Origin of the sequence: Acidocella sp. (assembly GCF_035535915.1) — a bacterium.
In the GTDB taxonomy this organism is placed as follows: Bacteria; Pseudomonadota; Alphaproteobacteria; order Acetobacterales; family Acetobacteraceae; genus Acidocella.
This window is the reverse complement of record NZ_DATLPB010000056.1, coordinates 1-19,375: the sequence shown is the minus strand read 5'-3', so window position 1 is coordinate 19,375 and position 19,375 is coordinate 1. Positions and strand designations below refer to the sequence as shown.

At 62.1% G+C, this 19,375-nt stretch carries 18 protein-coding genes and 1 tRNA gene; 9 read left to right on the top strand and 10 right to left on the bottom strand.

The annotated features are described in order from the left end of the window. Positions 1-126, bottom strand: a 126-nt coding sequence (locus VNC39_RS17425; RefSeq protein ID WP_408840309.1) for an FMN-binding negative transcriptional regulator, incomplete at its 3' end; no start/stop codon positions are given. A 56-nt stretch (positions 127-182) separates the two neighbouring features. After that, positions 183-1,805, bottom strand: coding sequence for an ABC-F family ATP-binding cassette domain-containing protein (locus VNC39_RS06825; RefSeq protein ID WP_325397488.1), 1,623 nt, complete (start codon positions 1,803-1,805; stop codon positions 183-185). 223 nt (positions 1,806-2,028) lie between these two features. Here VNC39_RS06825 and VNC39_RS06820 point away from each other — a divergent pair, with 223 nt between their 5' ends. Next, positions 2,029-2,550, top strand: coding sequence for a glycine cleavage system protein R (locus VNC39_RS06820; RefSeq protein WP_325397486.1), 522 nt, complete (start codon positions 2,029-2,031; stop codon positions 2,548-2,550). Between the two features lie 18 nt (positions 2,551-2,568). On the opposite strand, the gene VNC39_RS06815 is transcribed toward VNC39_RS06820, so the two are convergent. Next, entirely contained in the window at positions 2,569-3,150 is a 582-nt protein-coding gene (locus VNC39_RS06815; RefSeq protein WP_325397484.1) for a TetR/AcrR family transcriptional regulator, read from the bottom strand. A gap of 181 nt (positions 3,151-3,331) precedes the next feature. Here VNC39_RS06815 and VNC39_RS06810 point away from each other — a divergent pair, with 181 nt between their 5' ends. Genes VNC39_RS06810 through VNC39_RS06800 form a run of 3 tightly spaced genes read left to right on the top strand, consistent with a single transcriptional unit; the run spans position 3,332 to position 6,747 of the window. Further along, a complete protein-coding gene (locus tag VNC39_RS06810; protein ID WP_325397482.1) occupies positions 3,332-4,126 on the top strand; it encodes an SDR family NAD(P)-dependent oxidoreductase in 795 nt (264 codons plus the stop codon). A 9-nt stretch (positions 4,127-4,135) separates the two neighbouring features. Then, positions 4,136-5,218: an HlyD family secretion protein gene (locus VNC39_RS06805; RefSeq protein WP_325397480.1), complete on the top strand. Its 1,083-nt coding sequence runs from the start codon at positions 4,136-4,138 to the stop codon at positions 5,216-5,218. Then, a complete protein-coding gene (locus VNC39_RS06800; protein WP_325397478.1) occupies positions 5,215-6,747 on the top strand; it encodes a DHA2 family efflux MFS transporter permease subunit in 1,533 nt (510 codons plus the stop codon). The genes VNC39_RS06805 and VNC39_RS06800 overlap by 4 nt, the downstream gene beginning before the upstream one ends. Before the next feature lie 56 nt (positions 6,748-6,803). On the opposite strand, the gene VNC39_RS06795 is transcribed toward VNC39_RS06800, so the two are convergent. The 4 genes from VNC39_RS06795 to VNC39_RS06780 form a co-directional block, all read right to left on the bottom strand. Further along, positions 6,804-8,135, bottom strand: a complete 1,332-nt coding sequence (locus tag VNC39_RS06795) for an MFS transporter (protein ID WP_325397476.1) — start codon at positions 8,133-8,135, stop codon at positions 6,804-6,806. 391 nt (positions 8,136-8,526) lie between these two features. Beyond that, positions 8,527-9,312 (bottom strand): glutamine amidotransferase, encoded by a 786-nt coding sequence (locus VNC39_RS06790; protein ID WP_325397490.1) that lies wholly within the window; start codon positions 9,310-9,312, stop codon positions 8,527-8,529. Positions 9,313-9,553: 241 nt separating this feature from the next. Continuing rightward, positions 9,554-10,684: a hypothetical protein gene (locus VNC39_RS06785; protein WP_325397474.1), complete on the bottom strand. Its 1,131-nt coding sequence runs from the start codon at positions 10,682-10,684 to the stop codon at positions 9,554-9,556. A 60-nt stretch (positions 10,685-10,744) separates the two neighbouring features. Next, complete coding sequence (locus VNC39_RS06780; RefSeq protein WP_325397473.1) at positions 10,745-12,103, bottom strand: carbohydrate porin; 1,359 nt, start codon at positions 12,101-12,103, stop codon at positions 10,745-10,747. A gap of 324 nt (positions 12,104-12,427) precedes the next feature. Between VNC39_RS06780 and VNC39_RS06775 the strand changes: the two genes are divergently transcribed. The 3 genes from VNC39_RS06775 to VNC39_RS06765 all read left to right on the top strand — a co-directional run bounded on the left by VNC39_RS06775 (position 12,428) and on the right by VNC39_RS06765 (position 14,402). Beyond that, positions 12,428-12,565, top strand: a complete 138-nt coding sequence (locus VNC39_RS06775) for a hypothetical protein (RefSeq protein ID WP_325397471.1) — start codon at positions 12,428-12,430, stop codon at positions 12,563-12,565. A 314-nt stretch (positions 12,566-12,879) separates the two neighbouring features. Further along, positions 12,880-13,692: a DUF2092 domain-containing protein gene (locus tag VNC39_RS06770; protein WP_325397469.1), complete on the top strand. Its 813-nt coding sequence runs from the start codon at positions 12,880-12,882 to the stop codon at positions 13,690-13,692. A 32-nt stretch (positions 13,693-13,724) separates the two neighbouring features. Further along, the gene (locus VNC39_RS06765; RefSeq protein WP_325397467.1) at positions 13,725-14,402 is read left to right on the top strand and encodes a hypothetical protein; all 678 of its coding nucleotides are present in this window, start codon (positions 13,725-13,727) and stop codon (positions 14,400-14,402) included. Between the two features lie 108 nt (positions 14,403-14,510). Here the strand turns inward: VNC39_RS06765 and VNC39_RS06760 are convergent, their stop codons facing one another. The 3 genes from VNC39_RS06760 to VNC39_RS06750 form a co-directional block, all read right to left on the bottom strand. Beyond that, positions 14,511-15,695: an acyltransferase family protein gene (locus tag VNC39_RS06760; RefSeq protein WP_325397465.1), complete on the bottom strand. Its 1,185-nt coding sequence runs from the start codon at positions 15,693-15,695 to the stop codon at positions 14,511-14,513. Positions 15,696-16,091: 396 nt separating this feature from the next. Further along, positions 16,092-16,168 (bottom strand) — tRNA-Arg (locus VNC39_RS06755). A gap of 146 nt (positions 16,169-16,314) precedes the next feature. After that, positions 16,315-17,349 carry a zinc-dependent alcohol dehydrogenase family protein gene (locus tag VNC39_RS06750; RefSeq protein WP_325397463.1) on the bottom strand — a complete coding sequence of 345 codons (1,035 nt, stop codon included), beginning with the start codon at positions 17,347-17,349 and terminating at the stop codon, positions 16,315-16,317. 101 nt (positions 17,350-17,450) lie between these two features. Between VNC39_RS06750 and VNC39_RS06745 the strand changes: the two genes are divergently transcribed. Both VNC39_RS06745 and VNC39_RS06740 read left to right on the top strand, forming a co-directional pair. Further along, a complete protein-coding gene (locus VNC39_RS06745) occupies positions 17,451-18,302 on the top strand; it encodes a LysR family transcriptional regulator (RefSeq protein ID WP_325397461.1) in 852 nt (283 codons plus the stop codon). Between the two features lie 307 nt (positions 18,303-18,609). After that, on the top strand, positions 18,610-19,375 hold a 766-nt coding region (locus tag VNC39_RS06740; protein WP_325397459.1), incomplete at its 3' end, for a LysR family transcriptional regulator.

Sequence of the window (19,375 nt, the reverse complement as noted above, 5' to 3'; positions counted from 1 at the left end):
CGTCGGCAGGTGCGTCCCGTAGAGACCGGTCGCGGTCGACGACACGAGGGCCGCGAATGGGCGCGCACGCATCATCGCATGCATCTCGCCAATGTCTTCGACGCGGAAATGATCGGGAAGGAACATGAGCGTATCCGTCAGAGCGTTGAAGCTCAGCTTAGCGTGAATGCGCTCGCTGCGCCCTAGCCATGCAGGCCCGGCGCCTCATGGCCGCTGCGCGCCACATATTCGGTATAGCCGCCGCCGTATTGGTGGATGCCCTCGGGCGTGAGCTCCAGCACGCGGTTCGACAAGGCGGCCAGGAAATGCCGGTCGTGGGAAACGAACAGCATCGAGCCCTCGTAATCGGCGAGCGCCGCGATGAGCATTTCCTTTGTCGCGATGTCGAGATGGTTGGTCGGCTCGTCCAGCACCAGGAAATTCGGCGGCTCGTAAAGCATCTTCGCCATCACCAGCCGCGCCTTCTCGCCGCCCGACAGCACGCGGCATTTCTTCTCGATGTCATCGCCTGAGAAGCCGAAGCAGCCCGCGAGGGAGCGCAGCGAGCCCTGGCTCGCCTGCGGGAAGGAGTCCTCCAGCGATTGGAAGACCGTGCGCTCGCCGTCGAGCAGGTCCATCGCGTGCTGCGCGAAGTAGCCCATCTTCACGCTTCCGCCGACCGCCACGTTGCCATCGTCCGGCTCGGTCGAGCCTGCGACCAGCTTGAGCAGCGTCGACTTGCCGGCGCCGTTCACGCCCATGACGCACCAACGCTCCTTGCGGCGCACCATGAAATCGAACCCGTCATAGATCACGCGGCTGCCGTAGCCCTTGTGCACGTTCTTGAACGCCGCCACGTCATCGCCCGAGCGCGGCGGGCTACGGAATTCAAACTGCACAGCCTCGCGGCGGCGCGGCAGCTCTACCCGTTCGATCTTGTCCAGCTTCTTGACGCGGCTCTGCACCTGAGCCGCATGCGAGGCGCGCGCCTTGAAACGCTCGATGAACTTGATCTCCTTGGCGAGCATCGCCTGCTGCCGCTCGAACTGCGCCTGCTGCTGCTTTTCTGCAAGCGCGCGCTGCTGTTCGTAGAATTCGTAATTGCCCGAGTACGCCGTCAGCGTTCCGCCGTCGATCTCCAGCACCTTGTTCACGATACGGTTCATGAACTCGCGATCATGCGAGGTCATCATCAGCGCGCCCTCGTAGCCCTGCAGGAACTGCTCGAGCCAGATCAGGCTCTCGAGATCGAGATGGTTGCTGGGCTCGTCGAGCAGCATCACGTCCGGGCGCATGAGCAGGATGCGGGCCAGGGCGACACGCATTTTCCAGCCGCCGGACAGGCGGCCGACATCGCCGTCCATCATCTCCTGGCTGAAGCCCAGGCCGTGCAGCACTTCCCGTGCCTTGCCCTCCAGCGCATAACCGCCCAGCTCCTCAAAGCGCGCCTGCACCTCGCCGAAGCGCTCCAGGATGGCGTCGAGCTGGTCGGCCTGGTCCGGATCGGCCAGGGCCGCCTCCAGATGAGCCAGCTCCGCGCCCACCTCGCTCACCGGCCCGGCGCCGGCCATCACCTCGGCAGCGGCGCTGCGCCCCGCCATTTCGCCCACATCCTGGCTGAACAGGCCGACGCTCACCCCGCGATCGACAAGGATATGGCCTTCGTCGGGCTCCTCCTGGCCGGTGATGAGGCGGAACAGCGTGGACTTGCCCGCCCCGTTGGGGCCGACAAGGCCGATTTTCTCGCCCTTCTGCAGGGCCGCCGACGCCTCGACGAAAATCAGGCGCGTGCCGTTCTGCTTGCTGATATTGTCCAGGCGAATCATGGGTCCTCGGCGGCCAAAATTGTCGGGGCGCTCATAGAGGTAAGAAAGGGAAAGCGCTACTTTTTGTGAACAAAAAGTAGCAAAAAAACTTTATTATGCTGGGCCATGGGCTATGTCAGCGACACGCCCATGACCCAGCGCAAACAAAAGTTTTTGCGCCGCTTTTTTCAAAAAGCGGCCACTTTCTTATGCTAATGCTCGCGTGTTCCGAAGGAGCCGCAAGATGGCAACGTCTCTGGTCCTGACATTCATGGGTCGCGACAGACCTGGTCTCGGGAACGCCATTTCAGAGGCCATCGCCGCCGCGGGGGGAAGCTGGCGGGAGAGCCGCGTGGCCCGTCTCGCGGACAAGTTCGCCGGGATCGTGCTGGTCAATGTGCCCGAGCCGAACGTCGCCGCCCTCAGCACCGCGTTGCGCGGCCTCGACGATGCCGGCCTGCGGATCACGGTCGAACTCAGCCACGCCGCGCCGGTGGAGACCGGCAACAAGATCCTCGAATTGAACCTCGTCGCCCGCGACCGGCCGGAGCTCGTGCGGGACGTGACTCACGCTTTGAACCAGCTCGGCGCCAACATCGAAGCGTTCAGCAGCGACATTGAAACCGCCCCCTTCACGGGCGAAACGATGTTCCGGGCCACCGCACGCATCCGCGTGGCCGAGGCCGTCACGCCCGAGGAGGTGCAACTCACCCTCGAACAACTCCCCGACGAGATCATCGTCGATTTCACGACGGACACCGGCTAGCCGGTCTGCCCCGCCTTCTTACGCGCGCGGGCCGGCCAGGCGCAGCGCCGCCTGAATTCCGCCTTCCAGGATCGCGTCCGAATGTGCCGGGTCGGTCACCGCGCGCGCCATCTGCAGCGCTCCCAGCATCGTGCCGAAAATCGCCGTGGCCGTGGCCCCGCGCTCCGCTTCCGGCACGCTGTCGGGCAGCAGCTCGGCGATGCGCCTGGTCAGCGCCTCGAGCTTGTCCGCAAACACCTCCCGCGTCGCGCTCTCATGACGGGCGATTTCGCTGACCAGAGCGGCGACGGCGCAGCCGCGCTCCGGCGTGTCGCGATGCGTCGGGCCCAGATAAGAGCGAATCAGCTCTTCCAGAGCTGCCGCTTTATCGCCCCCGGCTTCCCGGCGCATCCGGCTATGCTCGAACGCCCACAACATGGCCTCGCGCACCAGCTCCTCCTTCGAGCGGAAATGCGCGTAGAAACCGCCATGGGTGAGGCCGGCTTCGGCCATCAGCCCGGCAATGCCGACCGCCTCCACACCGTCGCGCCGAAACATCTCCGAGGCGACCTCGATGATGCGCTGGCGCGTTTCCTCTTTGTGCCCTTTGGCAAATCTCACTCCAACCCCTCCGCTTCCCGGCATCGCTGCCGCCCCGCAAGATACGCGCCCGGATAAATCGATGAAACGCACTGCCCATGCATGGCTGAACGCATTATATGTCATTTGACATATCATATGATGATCGACATTTTATGGCAATCCCAGGCCCACCGGAACGGCCTCACCAAGGAGTGTCTCGATGTCCCAACCTACAAAGAATACCGCTTTGATCACCGGCGCTTCCACCGGCATTGGCGCGGTTTATGCCAAACGCCTGGCGGCGCGGGGCTATAACCTGGTGCTCGTCGCCCGCGACACGGCGCGGCTGCAGGCGCTGGCATCCACATTGGAGCAAGCCGGCGCGAAAGCGGCAATTTTGCCGGCCGACCTGACCCGGCGCGAGGACCGGGCGGCGGTGGAACGCCGCCTGGAGGCGGACGCCACGATCACCATGCTGGTGAACAATGCCGGCATGGCCATGAACGGCCCGTTGGCAAGCAACGATCCTGACGTGCTCGAGCGGATGATCGAGCTGAACGTCACCGCCGCAACGCGCCTCGCCGCCGCCGCGGCACGCGCGTTTTCCACCCGCCGCAGCGGGACCATCATCAACATCGCCTCGGTCCTGGCGCTGGCCCCGGAACAGTTCAACGGCCCCTATAGCGCCACCAAGGCCTTCGTTCTGGCATTGACGCAGTCGATGCGGCAGGAGCTCGGCCCGCTGGGCATCCAGGTTCAGGCGGTTCTGCCGGGTGCGACGCGCACCGAAATCTGGGAGCGCGCGGGCATGAACATCTCCAATCTGCCGGCGGAAATGGTGATGGACGTGGAGGAAATGGTGGACGCGGCGTTGTCCGGCCTGGACCAGAACGAGGCGGTCACGATTCCCTCGCTGCCCGACATTGCCGACTGGCAGAAATTGACCGAGGCACGCTTCGCGCTGGGCCCCAATCTGTCGCGCCAGCACGCCGCCGCGCGCTACGGCCGGGCCTAGTCCAAGACCATGAGCCAACCGCTTCTGGCTGATCGCGAGACCGGCGCCGTCATCGGCAGCCGGCTGCGCTGGCGCCGATGGCTCATGGCGGCGGCAGGCGGCGGGCTGGCCGCCGCCGCCATCGCCTGGTTCGGCATTTACTGGCTCGAGACCGGCCAATATTGGCAAAGCACCGACGACGCCTATGTCGGCGGCAACGTCACCGATCTGGCGCCCAAAGTGAGCGGGCTGATCGCGCGCGTCGATGTTACCGACAACCAGTTTGTGAAAGCAGGCGCGTTGCTGGTGAAAATCGACGATCGCGACTATCGCGCGGCCCTGGCCAGGGCGCAGGCCGCCGTGGCCGGGGACGAGGCGGCGCTGGATCATCTCGACGCCACGCGCCGCCTGCAGCTCTCGCTGATTATCGAGGCGCAGGCCGACATCCGCGCCAGCGACGCGCAGATCGCTTTGGCCCGGCTCAATGAGGCGCGCTATCGCACCCTGGCCGCCACCAACGCCGGCTCCGTGCAGGCGGCGCAAACTGCGAGCAGCACATTCCAGCAAAGGCTGGCGGGCGGCGAGAAAGCCCAGGCGGCGTTGGCGGCGGCACAGGCGCAGCTCGCCGTGATCGAGACGCAAAAAAGCCAGGCGAAGGCGGCGCTCGCCGGGGACCGCGCGGCGCTGACCAATGCCAAGCTGAATCTCGGCTACACCGACATTCGCGCGCCGATCGACGGCTATATCGGCAACCGCAGCGCCGAGCTCGGCGGCTATGCCAGCGTCGGCACGCAGCTGCTCAGCCTCGTGCCGGCGCAGGGGCTCTGGGTCGATGCGAATTTCAAGGAAGACCAGCTCGCCCGCATGCGCCCCGGCGACAAGGCCACAATCAGCGCCGATATTCTGCCGGGGCAAAAGATCACCGGCCATGTCGGCAGCCTCGCCCCCGCCACCGGGGCGGTGTTCAGCGTGCTGCCGGCGGAAAACGCGACCGGCAATTTCACGAAAATCGTGCAGCGCGTACCGGTGCGCATCTGGCTCGATGGCGATGCGGGGGCGCTCGGCCTGCTGCGGCCCGGCCTCTCCGTCACCGTGGATGTGGACACCAAATGAGGACGATCCTGCCTTTCGCGATCATGTGCGTCGGCATGTTCGTGGCACTGCTGGATATCCAGATCGTCGCCTCATCGCTGCAGGATATCGGCGGCGGGTTGTCAGCGGCGCAGGATCAGATCAGCTGGGTGCAGACCGCTTATCTGATCGCCGAGATCATCGTGATTCCGCTTTCCGGCTGGTTGACGCGGGTGTTTTCCACGCGTTGGCTGTTCACCGCCTCGGCGCTCGGCTTTACCGCCGCCAGCATGCTCTGCGGCCTCGCCTGGAACATCCAGTCCATGATCCTGTTCCGCGCCTTGCAGGGCCTGCTCGGCGCCTCGATGATCCCCACCGTGTTCACCTCCTCGTTTCATTATTTTCAAGGTGCGAAACGGGTCTATGCCGCGGCGGTGATCGGCACCATCGCCTCCGTCGCGCCCACGCTCGGCCCGGTGATCGGCGGCTATGTCACGGACGCGCTGAACTGGCATTGGCTGTTCTACATCAACCTCCTGCCGGGGCTATTGGTGGCGATCTTCGTCGGGCTCCTGGTGAAAATCGACGAGCCTGACATAAAACTTCTCAAGGAGGCCGATTATTTAGGGATCGTTCTGATGGCAATCGGCCTCGGCACGCTGGAATATTTCCTGGAAGAAGGCACGCGCTGGGACTGGTTCAGCGACGCCAGCATTACCATTTGCGCCTGGATTTCCGGCCTGTCGCTGCTGGCTTTCATCATCCGCAGCCTGATGGTGAAGACTCCGATCGTGGATTTTCGCGCTTTGGGCAACCGCAATTTCTCGCTTGGCTGTATTCTCTCTTTCACCACCGGCATCGGCATTTTCGCGACGATCTATCTCACGCCTCTGTTCCTGGGTTACGTGCGCGGTTATTCCGCCTGGCAGACGGGACTCGCGATTTTCTCCACCGGTGTCGGCTCGATCCTCGGCGTGCCGGTCTATATCATGCTGGCGAAACGCTTCGATCTGCGTTGGATCATGATGGGCGGATTTGCCTGCTTCGCGCTCGGGCTGTGGAGCTTCTCCTTCATCACCAGCGATTGGGGCACGAACCAGTTACTCTGGCCGCAATTGCTGCGCGGCTTCCCGCAGGTGTTCTGCGTCGCGCCGAGCGTCACTCTGGGCCTCGGCAGCCTGCCGCCGCAGCGGCTGAAATATGCCAGCGGCCTGTTCAACATGATGCGCAATCTGGGCGGCGCGGTCGGCATTGCGGTGTGCAGCGCGATCCTCAATGATCGCACGAATTTGCATTTTTCGGTGCTGGCTTCGAATCTCACCGCTGCCCATGCACCGGCGGCCCGGCTGCTGCAGGATGTGACGCAGCGCCTCACCCACGAGCTCGGCTCGCCGGCCGCGCATCGGGCCGCGCTCACGGAGTTATGGGGGCTCGCTTATGCCCAGGCGGCGACGCTCTCTTATGCCGACGCGTTTCGCACCATCATGCTGGCCTTCATACTCGGCATGTGCCTGGTCCCGCTGCTGCGGAAAGTTACGCCGCCGAACGCCCCTGTCGGCGATTCGCATTAAGGCAGGCCGCCTGCAGGTTTAAACCTGCAGGCGGCCTGGCATTCATGCTTGGGCGCCTACGACGCAGCCACCACTTCCAGCGACCGTCCCGTTGTTTTGGGCCCGATCGTCGCCACGACACCCGCGACGACCAGCCAACATGCCGATATATACACAAACACACTGAGATAGCCGGCGTTGAGATACAACGCACTGATGATGAACGGGCCGACGACATTTGTAAGCCTGCCAAGCCCATAGCAAAGCCCGGCGCCGGAAGAGCGCAAATTGGTCGGGTATGATTCCGGCGTATAGATATAGAGCGTGGCATTCATCAACTGGATGGTGATGATCACCAGCATGCCGAAAATCACGATGAAAATGGCCGACGGGGCGAGGCCATACGCAACGCCCGCAATGGCGATCAAGACGGCATCCACGGTGATGATCCATTTACGCTCGAAACGTTCGATGAGTTGCGTCCCGACCCAGGCGCCCAGAGGATTGCAGATCGCAATCAGGCTCGAATATTCGAGAGATTTTGTGATGGTAAAACCGTGCTGCACCAGCAACGTGGGGACCCAGGCGACGAAACCGTAAAACCCGAGCGTTTGAAAAATCCAGACCAAGGATAAGCCGATGGTGCGCAGCCGGTGCTCGGCATTGAACATCTGACGATAGCCGCCTGCCTCAACCGTCTTCGCGACCATGGGCGCCGGTGCGGCAATGGCACCTGGTGTGATGCCCGCCAGTTTTTCGAGTTTTTCCACCGCCTGCAAGGCTTCTGTCTCGCGCCCCCGCGCCAGCAGCCAGCGCGGTGATTCCATCAAGCGCAGGGCAAAGGGAATCGCCAAAAGGCCGAGGCTGCCCCAGATAAACACAAGGCGCCAACCCCATGGCGCGGTTGGCACCAGGAAGCGCGCGATCCACGCCGTTGCGGGAATACCGATCAAACCGAGCGTGAAAATCATGCTCATATATTTGCCGCGCATGCGGGCCGGAAAGAATTCACTGATATAGACGTTCGCCACGACGGTCATCCCTGACAGCCCGATGCCTGTGAGGAACCGGAACAGAGCGAGCGAGGTTACGTTCCAGGACACGGCGTTGAGCAACGAAAAGATGGTGTAGATCAGGATGCTCAAGATAAACGCGCGTTTGCGGCCGATCCGGTGCGCGAGAACACCGCCAAACGTACCGCCGATAAACATGCCGCCGAAGCTCGTGGATGTGATCAACGCCACGGCATGCACCGGAATATGCCAGGAACCGATAATTCCGGGCGCCGCGTAGGCAAAAGTATTCAGGTCAGCCAGTTCAAAGAAATATGCAAACGCCAGCGCCGCGATCGCAATGCGATGCATAGGCGTAATCGGCAACCGGTCCATCCGCTGACTTAGATCATTCATGTTTCCAACCCTTATCCCTGGCGGTAAAGTGCCAGATTGTCGGACAATTGCGCGACGAAAAATTGTCTGTCAATATGCCAAATATGACCCCAAGATCATTGGATCAAAGCCGTCGGGCGCTGGAGGCCGGGGCTGGTTGTTGTTCGTCCTAACAAAGGACCGTTTTCCCCTGACCGGGGCCCCGGACATTTATGAATGCCCCGCGTCGCGCTTTACGCGTCGCCATTGTTTCGATCCCGAGCGTCCGCGTATTTTCCCTGTTCCGTCAAGGGGTTTACCCGGCTTCGCCGGCGCTTCGCGCCCTTGACGGAACAGGGAAAATACGAAGAAAATGCAATGATCGAAAAATGCCGATCTATCAATGCGCTGCCTAAATTGACAGCCCCTTACACTAACGCGTGCAGTCCGCCGATACGGCCGCCGGCGGCCGTCGGACCGAACGCCGAGAAACCGATTCCCGCCCGATTGCAAGAGGCCGCAGCCATTCCGTAAAAATGCGCCCGGCCTGGGACGGGAGGCGCTGTTCAAGCGCCGCGACCTTTTTTCTGAGGCCATCGATCGACACTTGGGCCGCCATAAGCTCGACGGCATGGCCGACATACCATTCCTCAAGCTGGCGTGAATCGGCCTCGAGGTGAAACTGCACCCCCAAACCGGACTTGCCAAATGCGAACGCTTGGTTTTCGTAGGCCGCATTGGACGCAAGGCGGATTGCTTTGTCGGGAAGATCGAATGTGTCGCCATGCCAATGCAGGACCTCCGCATCTTCCTCCGCGAGAGGGCTGAGACTTGAGGCGCGCCCTTCGTCTGTGAGGTCAACGCGCCCCCAGCCAATCTCTTTGGTAAGCCCGGGAAACACGCGGGCGCCCAGAGCCCTCGCCATAAGCTGGCACCCAAGACAAATGCCCAGCGTCGGACGATCTCTTGCCAGGCGCCGCTCCAGAAGAGCGAGCTCCTTTCCGAGAAATGGGTAACGGTTATCTTCATAAGCGCCGATCGGGCCGCCCAGCACAATCAGAAGGTCAGCCTTTTCGATCACCGGATCAGTGAGATCGTCGGCCGGCGCCTCGCAGTAAGATACCGCCCACCCCGCCTGATCGAGCACCGCTGAAAGTAGTCCGAGATCTTCAAACGCGACATGACGAAGGGCAACGGCCGACAAGCGGCGGGAGGGCATCAGCAACGTTCACGCTTCCAGAAAATAGAGCCGCGGGGCGATATGCGTTCGGTGTGGTCGTCCATGCCCATCTTTCCCTGGGCATGGACGACACGATATAGCCAATTTGCTATATCGTGCAAGCCTACCGTGGCTCGTTTCTCCGGTTTCAACCCGCGCTGCCCGCGCAGGCGCCGCTCATGGAGCGCGACGGCATTCGCCGAACTTCGACGAAGCCGGAAAATGCCGTCGCGGTATTTTGTCAGTGCGCCAGGACGATCGCGTTCACGTCGTCTTCCACGTAATAGAAGCCCTTGCCATTTGGATTGACGACGATGCCGAAGAGGTCGCCGCTGCCGGGAGGCGTCTGGGCCTCATCCGCATCGATCCATTGCGCGCCGCGCTGCTTGCCGGTGGCCGGGTCGATTTCCACGACCTGCCCGTTCAAGCCGTTGACGACCAACAGATCGGCATTCGGCGCCATGTCCATCGCCAACGGGCGATTCAGCAGGCCGCCCTGGCTGACGACCCGCCCCGTGCCCGCGCTGTCCGTGCGCGTCGCCGCGTCCGGGATCGCCACCACCCGGTTGCCGATCGCATCCGACACATAAAGCGCGCCGTTTCCGCCCAGGGTCAGGCCGGTCGGCCCGATCAGAAACACGCTGGAATCGGCCTGCGCGCCGAAGCCGCTGCCAATGATGGTTTTGCTGGTGACCTGCGGGGGCTGGCCGGCCGGGATGGTCAAACCGAGGCGCAGCACCGTCGCGCTGTTCTGCACCGGTTGACCCGGCGCGCCGATCCCGAAGCCGGCATTGCTGACAAACAAGGTGGCGGACTGACCGTTATCGATCCACGCCATATTGCCCCACGGATCGGCGATCTCCGGCCCCGCGATCGTGCTGGCCACTTTGCCGGCGGAATCGAGCACGATCAGGCATCCCCGCCCCAGCGTCTTGGTCGTGCCGTCGGTGCTCGGCGCACTGCCGACGATGACCCAGCCGGTTTTCAGCATGACCATGGCGGTGGTGAGCCCGACGCCGCCTGGGCAGCCGGGAAGATCGTGCGGAATGGTTGCAAAAACGCTCATCTGGCCGGTGGACGGCCGGTAATCCATAATCGTGGTGCCGGTGCCTTGCAGATTGTTCCGGTTGTTGAAGTTGTCGACCAGAAGATCGTCTTTCTGCACCGTTCCGGACGTCACCGGCACCACGACCATGGCATAGGGGTTCTGGTCGCCGTTCGCCGGCACCGTCGAGCCCAGGAGCTGGTGCTTATGGACGCCCGCCAGATAGGCGCTTTCGTTCGCGGTTTGCGCCCTGGCATCCGGCACCGTCAGCGCCACGCCGACGCAGGCAACCGCCAAAATGGCTGCATATAATTTCCGATTCGTCATCGTGTATGTCTCCAGCTTTCTCAATGATCATAAGAACAAGCATCATGTCGGCGCCGATGGTTAGAACGTGACGACCGCCCTTGTGCCGACCACCAGCTCATTGCGCAGATTATGCGTCGGATCCGCGGGATCCAGAACGCCGCCCCCCGGATTCACGACATATTGCAAATCCGGCTGCAAAATGAGCCATGGCGTGACCTGCGCCTGATAGGTCAGCTCGATCAGCGCCTCCGTTCCCTGCACGGTGACGCCTTCATCGCAATCGAGCGAAGCGGCGCGGCCGCTCACCTTGCCCAACCCGAAATCGATGCCGGCCTGGTCGTTGTCGCGGCCGGGGAAAGGTGCTGCCAGCGTGACGCCGCCATTGAAGCTGAAATCGATCAGGTTCTGGGTCGCCGGGGCGCCCATGATCCGGGCAAAAATGTTCAGGTTTCGCGAACTATCCGCACGCGATTGCCAAACCGTCTGGTCCATCACGGCATAGAGGCTGTAATTGCCGTGATGCATGATCGGATTGCCGTTGCTGGCCGGATTCGCGAGCGACAGCCCATCCGTGCCAAGCTCCTGATCCGGAAAAGCTCCCGTGTCGTACCAGAAACCGATCTTGTAGGTACCCGGCAGGCCCGATGACGGCGCCCGGCCGGCTTGCACCATGTCTCCGACCGCCGGCTGGTTCACCGCATACTGGAATTCCGCGATGAATAACGCGCCGGTATTGAGATTGAACCGCGTACCGCTATGGTCCAGTGCCTGTGCGTCGTCGCTGAACGCGCCGCCGCCCGGATTGTCGTCGAACACGCCCGCGAGAATGTTTTCGTTATCAGCCGGCTTGAACTGGCCCCTGACGCCCAGGGACGACAGCGGATACGCAGGGCCGCCGCCGAACAAATCGCTCGAGGGCAGCAGCGGCCAGCCAGCCATCGTGTTGACGAACAGGCCGGAATATTGGCTGACGAGAAATTCGTTGTCGATGCTCTGCTGGCCGATTTTCACGTCGGCGCGGCTTTCATCGAACGCCTGATCATACCACAACTCCCAGAGCCTCGTGGCATTTTCCGCCTCGTTTCCGTTCGCGGTCTGCAGATCGTCAAGATAGCTGGGGCTCAGACTCTGCCCATGAATCTGCAGCGCGCTCGCATGGAACGTCCCGCCCTGCAGGCGAAATGCCTTTTCGGTGTCCACGTCCAGCGTGGCCGTGGTCACGCCCTGCATCGTCGCACCCTGCTTCACGCCGCCCGAAACGTTCGCGAGCAGGTTTTCGCTGTCCGTGATGCCGAGCGTGACGCCCTCCTTGCCCAAAATTGTGCGCAGCCCGCCCATGTCACCGAGCAGGCCTGAATTGGCGGTCTGCGCGCTGGCCGGCAGAATCTGGTACGCCGCCAGCATTGATAGCGTCGACAGGCCACGCCGGAGCCACACTCGCTTCGATTTCCCCATCATTCTTTCTCGTAACTTTGCATAGGCCCAAAGCCCGCCGGGAATGGGCAGCTCGCCCGAGGGGTCAGGCTCCGATCGTCGTCCACGCTCATATCGCCTTCGCTCCCATGACGCCCACGGCTTAATTGCAAATGATAATTATTCGCAGTTGTGCTGATACAGGACCGCGTTAGTCCGGTCAAGCGGCCCGAAGGCAGAATATCGGAGCGGGGCAGGCTTCTCGCGGCGCAGCTTGAACATGACGGGCGGCAGGGGTTACAGTTTGAAACGGCCCGAAACCCGGCCGGTTGAAGAGTAAGGTGGGAAATGAGACCGAAGAACGACCCGATGACGTACCGGCACGAGAATCAGACCTTCCGGCTCTTGCGGATGATCGCGCCGGCCATTGTGGTGGCACTGTTTCTGGTGGCGTTCGTCTCCAGCCTGATCTGGCAGAGCTCTTAAATACGCGTAACGCCACCGGGCGCAACAATGCCTTGCACGTCTTGACAAAACATAGGCGGCAAGCCCGCTGCCAGTGGGCCGGCCGCACGGGCATGGCGGACGCGCGAATGAAACGACCCATACCCATGCACGGATTTGACAACATTTAGTTAAATATAATTGGTCGGCGCCCCAACCCGTTGCCGATTTGCAATCACAAACGTCTCACATCAGGCCAAGACAAATCGCATTGATCTGAATCAATGCGGCGCTGCGGGTTTCAGCTAGCTTAGGCAGTCTTCTCGAATACACACACCACAAGCGGAGCGTGTCCCATGTGGTTTGACAGAATGGTACGGGCCATCGCGGCCTCGACGTTTTTCGTGCTGCCTGCAGCGGCCGCGCAGACCGCTTCGCAACAAGCCGGGACTATCGAGCCGAAAGCGATGGCGATTCTGCACGCCTCATGCGACATGCTGAGCGCCGCGCCAACGATGTCCTTTACGGCAATCGACACCTATGAGCGTGCCGCGCGCAACGGCCAACCGCTATTTTATACCACGGAAAGCCAGGTCACCCTGCAAAGGCCCGACAAGCTCCGCGTACTCAAGCTTGGCGACGGCATACCGGACGAGTTCTACTACGACGGCAAGACCATGACGGCCTACATCCCCTCATCGAATCTCGTCGCCGTCAGCGATGCGCCACGGACCATCGATGACATGCTCGATGCCGCATGGGACGTAGCGGGCATTTACTTCCCCTTCTCCGACGTGATGGTGTCGCACCCTTGTGCCGTGCTGGATAAGAACGTCACCTCCGCCTTCTATGTCGGCCGGTCGGTGGTGGTGGGCGGCACGGTGACCGACATGGTGGCGATTGCCGGCGATGGCCTGCAGGCCGAGTTATGGATTGGGGCCAAAGACCATCTGCCGCGCATGATCCGTGTCAGCTACCCGTATGAACCCGCCCACGCCCATTACCAGACGGATTATGCGGATTGGCGCCTTGGGGGCGCCGTGGATGCGCATACATTCCAGTCCGACAAGGCGGCGCATGCCGCACGAATCACCTTCATGCCGCCGCCCCTGCGCACGCCACCGGGGGCATTGGCATCCAGCCCCGACGCACCGGGGGCGAAGCCATGAAACCATCGCCACATGATCGAAGGGAGGCCGTGATGCACGCCATCCGCTTTTCCACACGCGCCGCTTTGGCCATCGTCTTATCGGCGCAGCCTGCTTTCGCGTGGTTCCATGGCGGCGGTGGGGGCGGCGGCTTCCATGGCGTCAGCGGCGGCAGCTGGCACAGCAATGCCGCCGGCGGTTACACTCACAGCGGCGATGCCGGCGGCTGGCAGCATTCAACGAGCGTCAGCTCCGCGGGGGCCGCGCATACCAGCGACCTCGGAGGGTATGAGCATGGAACAGCCGCCAACGGTTCCGGCGCTTATCATGCGAGCGATTCCGGCGGCTATTGGCACTCGACCTCAGCCTCCGACGGCACCGTCGGGCATACGGGCTATAACGGCCATACCACCTATTCCACTGGCGATTATTACCACCAGCCGGCCACGGTCAATTATTACGGTGCCGGCGGCTGCGGGAATTGCGGCACGGGCTGGGGCTACGCGGGCGCCGCCGTGGCCGGCGCGGCGGTCGGGGCGACCGTGGCCTCGGCCAATGCCTACCATGCGGCCGCAGGCGCAACCTTTGCCGCCCTGCCCCCTGGTTGCCTCTACCAGCCAAGCGCCGGGCAGCCTTATTATTACTGTTCCGGCAGCGGAGGCGGGGGATATTGGGTCCAGCCCTATTACGGCGCAAATGGCCTGTATTATATCGGGGTTGCCCCGCCCTAGGCGGCGCCACGTCTTCTTAGCGTGGCAGAGGCTGCGCCCTAGCGGCCAATCCTCCTCGTCGTCGCTGGCATGTGGTCATGTCGTTAGCGGTCCGCCGATCGGCGGCGATCATTCAGAGCGAACCGCGTAGCCCTGATGATCGGAGGACAAGGCACCCGGACTCGGCGTATCGAGTTTGAATCGCCGCAGCAGAAAATTACGTACAACACGCGTGCGGTCCTCGGTGACGAGGGCGAATACCCGCGCCGCAGCCACGGCGGACGCCAAGGTAAGCAGCATGATGGCAAGGCTAACGCCGTTGAGCGGCAGGCGCTGCGCCGTAATGCCGCACCGGTACAACAGGCCGAGAATGGCGACGGTGATCGGAAAATGCGTCAGATAGAACGAATACGAAAACCCGGCGAGCTTCTCTCCCCAGGACGCGCCCATTTTCCACGACGCCCAATCCCGGTTGGCGATGACAAAAGCCGTCGCTAAGCCAATCAACAGATTTGAGACGCCATGATCAATGTGATTTTTCACGAGCACGATGACCAGGACGGCAAGCGAGCCGATTTTCAGCCATGAGCCGCGCAGGACTCCGCGGTCGAAGACGAAACGAGACGCAACCCCCATGATCCACACCAGGGTCCAGACAATCATATCGGAATTGAATATCAGCCCCAGCCCGAGGAGGATAACTGCATAAACCATAATAGCGACAGCCCCCGTAGAGGACACGCCCCGGATCCCCAGAATGAGTGCGAGCGCCGCCATGTAATAGAACCACTCGAAGGCTAACGACCAAAGCGGGCCGTTGATCTGCAGCATGGGCGAAGCAAGACCGTTGACCAAGGCTGCTGCGCCAAGCCAAGACTGAACCGATATGTCTCCATTGATTGGTCGATATAAAGCGGGTCCCCAATGGGCACTCGTCATGAACGGTGCATCAGGCGCGATAACTCGAAGGAACAGGACAGCCCCGCCGGCCAGCACCAGCGCCGGCCAGAGTACAACGAAAGTTCGACTGAAACGGTCTATTAAAAAATGCGGCCATTCGCGCGCGACTGAGGAGGATTGAAAGAGATCCATCGCTTTGCCGCCGACCAGAAATCCGCTCAAGACGAAAAAGACCATGACCGCCGCGCCGCCGAAATCCGACACCGAGAACACAACTGCCGTGAGAATCCCATGATGCGCTTCTTGCTCATTACCGGCGATCAAATTCTGCCGGATATGCGAAACGGCAACCGCCACAGCGGCAAGCCAGCGCAAATGATGAAGAAAGGCGACCGATCGATTCCCTGACGACATGCTGAGTGAACTCTCCACAAAAGCTTAATGCTTTTGTAGAAAATTCACCCCCTCGGTATCCTTCTGGACGCTTTCAATGCCTCCATCTGATAATATGTCGAAATGAAATGGCCGGAACATCGATCACGGCTGCATGCCTCTCGTGTTACCGGTAACGACGAAGCCGCGATGACGTCCCCGCTCGGATGTGCCCGGCCTCATTCTGAATCTGGCAAATACTGTGCAGTCGGCCCCGAAGATGCGGCTCTCGTCATGCGTCTCCATCTTCCCCAGGAGACACTCTCATTCTTAGAAGCCTGCAAAGCACTCAGTTTATCGACTGCAGCCTGTGCCGCAGGTGACAGGGCACCTAGCCCAGGAACAACCTGGAAGCTTCCTCTAACCCTTTGAAAATGCTGGCGGACCCGGCGCGATTCGAACGCGCGACCTTTGCCTTCGGAGGGCAACGCTCTATCCAGCTGAGCTACGGGTCCGTGCGCTCCCCCTTTACCCATAAACCTCGGCCACGGCAACGCCGGAAATGGGGCGTTGCCATAACCTGCGCTGCGGCCTCAGCCCACGCGCCAGTGGCCATACATGAGCACGAAGCCAAAAATTCCTAACAAATACAATAAATTACCTAGCGCAGGGGCCTAACTGCCGTCTGTTCGCCCCCATGCTCGCCTGAGGCGATATCGAGCACCAGCTTGCCCCTGGCCATGCCCTCTTTGATGACGCGGTAAGCGTCGCAGGCGGTGTTCAGCGTGAAGCGCCGCTCGTCCAGGACCGGCGTTAGCCATCCGGCTTCGACTTTCTGCGTCGCGTGATCGAGGATCTCGCGATGATGCCGGCGCCCATCGCCGGATAGCAGTGGCCGCAAAATGAACACGCCGGAATACGTTGCTTCCTTGAAGGACAGCGAGGACAGCGCGTGGGTCCCCCAGCCGAGGCAGCTCACCACATGCCCAAAGCGCCGCACGGCCTGAAAGGATGCATCGAGGGCAGCACCGCCCACGGTGTCGTAGACGCGGTCGAAACCGCGCCCGCCCGTGAGGCGCAGCACATAGTCCGAGACGGGTTCCGTCCGGTCTATGAAGGTTCCGCCCAGGCGCTCAATGATGGCGCGGCTATGGGGTGAGCCGGTTGCAAAAACTTCCGCTCCGAAAGCGCGTGCGAGTTGGACCGCGACATGGCCGACGCCGCCGGCACCGCCCTGAATCAGGACGGTTTCGCCCGCGCCAACAGCCATGCGATCCACCAACCCCTCCCAGGCGGTGATGACCACGGCGGGGAGCGCCGCGGCCTCATGCATCGAAAGATTCGCAGGCTTCACCGCCAGAAGATCCGCGTCGACCGCGACATATTCCGCGAGCGTGCCCTGCAGTCCGCCAACGCCGCCGGCCATGCCGTAGACTTCATCGCCAGGCCGGAAATCGGTCACGGCGGAACCCACCGCTTCGACCGTACCGGCAAGGTCAATTCCGAGGATCGCCGGCAACGGATGGCGGGCATGTTCCGCCGCGCCGGCATGGATCTTCGTGTCGAGCGGATTAACGCCGCTGGCGGCGACGCGCACCAAAACCTCGCCAGGTCCGGGCACCGGCACAGGGATATCGGTGATCCGGAACGGCTTACCGTACATCTCGAGGATCGCGGCTTTCATCGTTTTGGTCATGGTCTTTCTCCTGAAATGCTATGCTCCACCATTGCGTTTTGCATTGTGCATGGCCATCAATGATATTGTATAAAGTCCATGCATTTCTGTTTGGGTGTCGAATGGAATGGAGCGATCTCAGGGTTTTTCTCGCCATTGCCCGTGCGGGCACGCTCGGCGCGGCGGCGCGTGGCCTCGGTCAGACCCAGCCAACCATGGGGCGACGGTTGAGGGCCTTGGAGGCCGCGCTCGGCTATGCGCTGTTCCAGCGGACTGCTGAGGGCTTTGTTCTCACCGACGAGGGGAACGCCGTCCTCGAACATGCCGAACGGATGGAGGAGGAGGCGCTTGCCTTCCAACGTCGCCTCGCTGGCGCTGATGCGCAGCTCGACGGCATGCTACGGCTCTCCTGTTCCGACTGGTTCGGCACCTACATGCTGGCGCCCGTTCTGGCGGAGTTCAGCGAGCGCCATCCGAAGGTCTGCGTCGAGCTACTGAGCGATGCCCGACTGTACAGCCTGCCACGACGCGAGGCCGACATTGCGTTCCGGATCAAGGCGTTCGAGGAGCCGGAGGTTATATCAAGACGGTTGCTGCACTGCTCCTACGCACTTTATGCGCGGTCCGAAGCTGTGGTCACCTTGAGCGGCGGGGGCGCGGGCCTGCGCCTGATTACGATGGACACTGCCTTCGCGGAGATGCCAGACGCGCTATGGCTGAAGCGGATCCTCCCCGCAGCGCAGATCGCCATGCGCAGCAATAGCCGCGTGCTGCAAGCTGAGTTCTGTCGTCAAGGCATCGGGTTGGCGGTATTACCGAGGCCGCTGGGCGACCGCATCCCGGGCATCGTGCCGATCGACCTGGGGGAAGCGCCGCCCGGGCGAGACACCTATGTTGGGTATCATCGGGACCTGCGGCGGCTGTCGCGCCTGCGGGCGCTGCTCGACCTCGTCATCGAGCGCCTGGCAAGCTGACAAAGCTGGCCCTGAACAGAGACCCCGCGCTTATAAACGGGCGGTCGAAGCGGCCGCTTTTGCCGTGGGCGCGCTCCGAAACGGCGTCGACCTTGAGGCCTTTGCCGATCATCGCTAGACCGATCGCAGTAGCTTGGCGGCGGGGCCGTAGACTGGTCGGCTGCGTCCCAGGCGGTGATGCAAGAACAAGTCCTGGAAGAATGTTAAAGATCAACGCGCGCGATCTCTTCGCGCCCTCCGACGCCGGCACGATCGGCGCCGCTGGCCACGGGGTCATGCTTCCGACGTCGCTCAGGCAATCCGCCCAATGACAAAACGGCCCCCCGTCCGTACGCCGCTCGAGTTACGCCACCTCCGGTATTTCCAGATCCTGGCCGAGGAACTTCATTTTGGCCGTGCTGCCGACATCGCCTGCATCACGCAATCCGCCCTCAGTCAGCAGATCGGTCGACTTGAGGCCATTCTCGGCGTCGCATTGCTCACCCGGTCTCCTCGTGGCGTCGAACTCACGCCCGCTGGCAAAGCCCTGAGTGAACGGCTCGATGATATTTTTGGCAGGATCGATGATGCCTTGAAGGCCACGCGAGCGGCCGGCCAGATGGAGGATTTCACTCTTTCGATCGGGCTGGTCGAATATACGAATTTGCCCTTCATTCCCCCGGCACTAGCAGGGCTCCAGGCGCTCTATCCGGACGTCAACGTTCGCCGCTACGAGATGAACGCACGGCGCCAGATCGACGCTTTGGCATCAAGGGAAATCGATCTCGGCTTCGGGGTGCCGGTCGGACCCGTTGCCCAGCAGTCCGGTATCGAAGCCAGATCCGTATTCCGGTCGGGCTGGAGCGTCCTCATGATGACGGACCATGCCCTTGCATCGCGCGCTGCGCTGCAGGTTTCCGATCTCGAGGGTGTTCGCCTCATCGTGCCAGGACGGTCGGTGAACGAGCCGATCTACGACAACCTCCTGGTGAGCTTCGTCAGATCCGGAATCACACCGAACATTATCTACGAGACGATGCAGTCTCAGGTCGGCATGGCGATGGTGCGCCAGCGTGTGGGCCTCATGCTCAGCG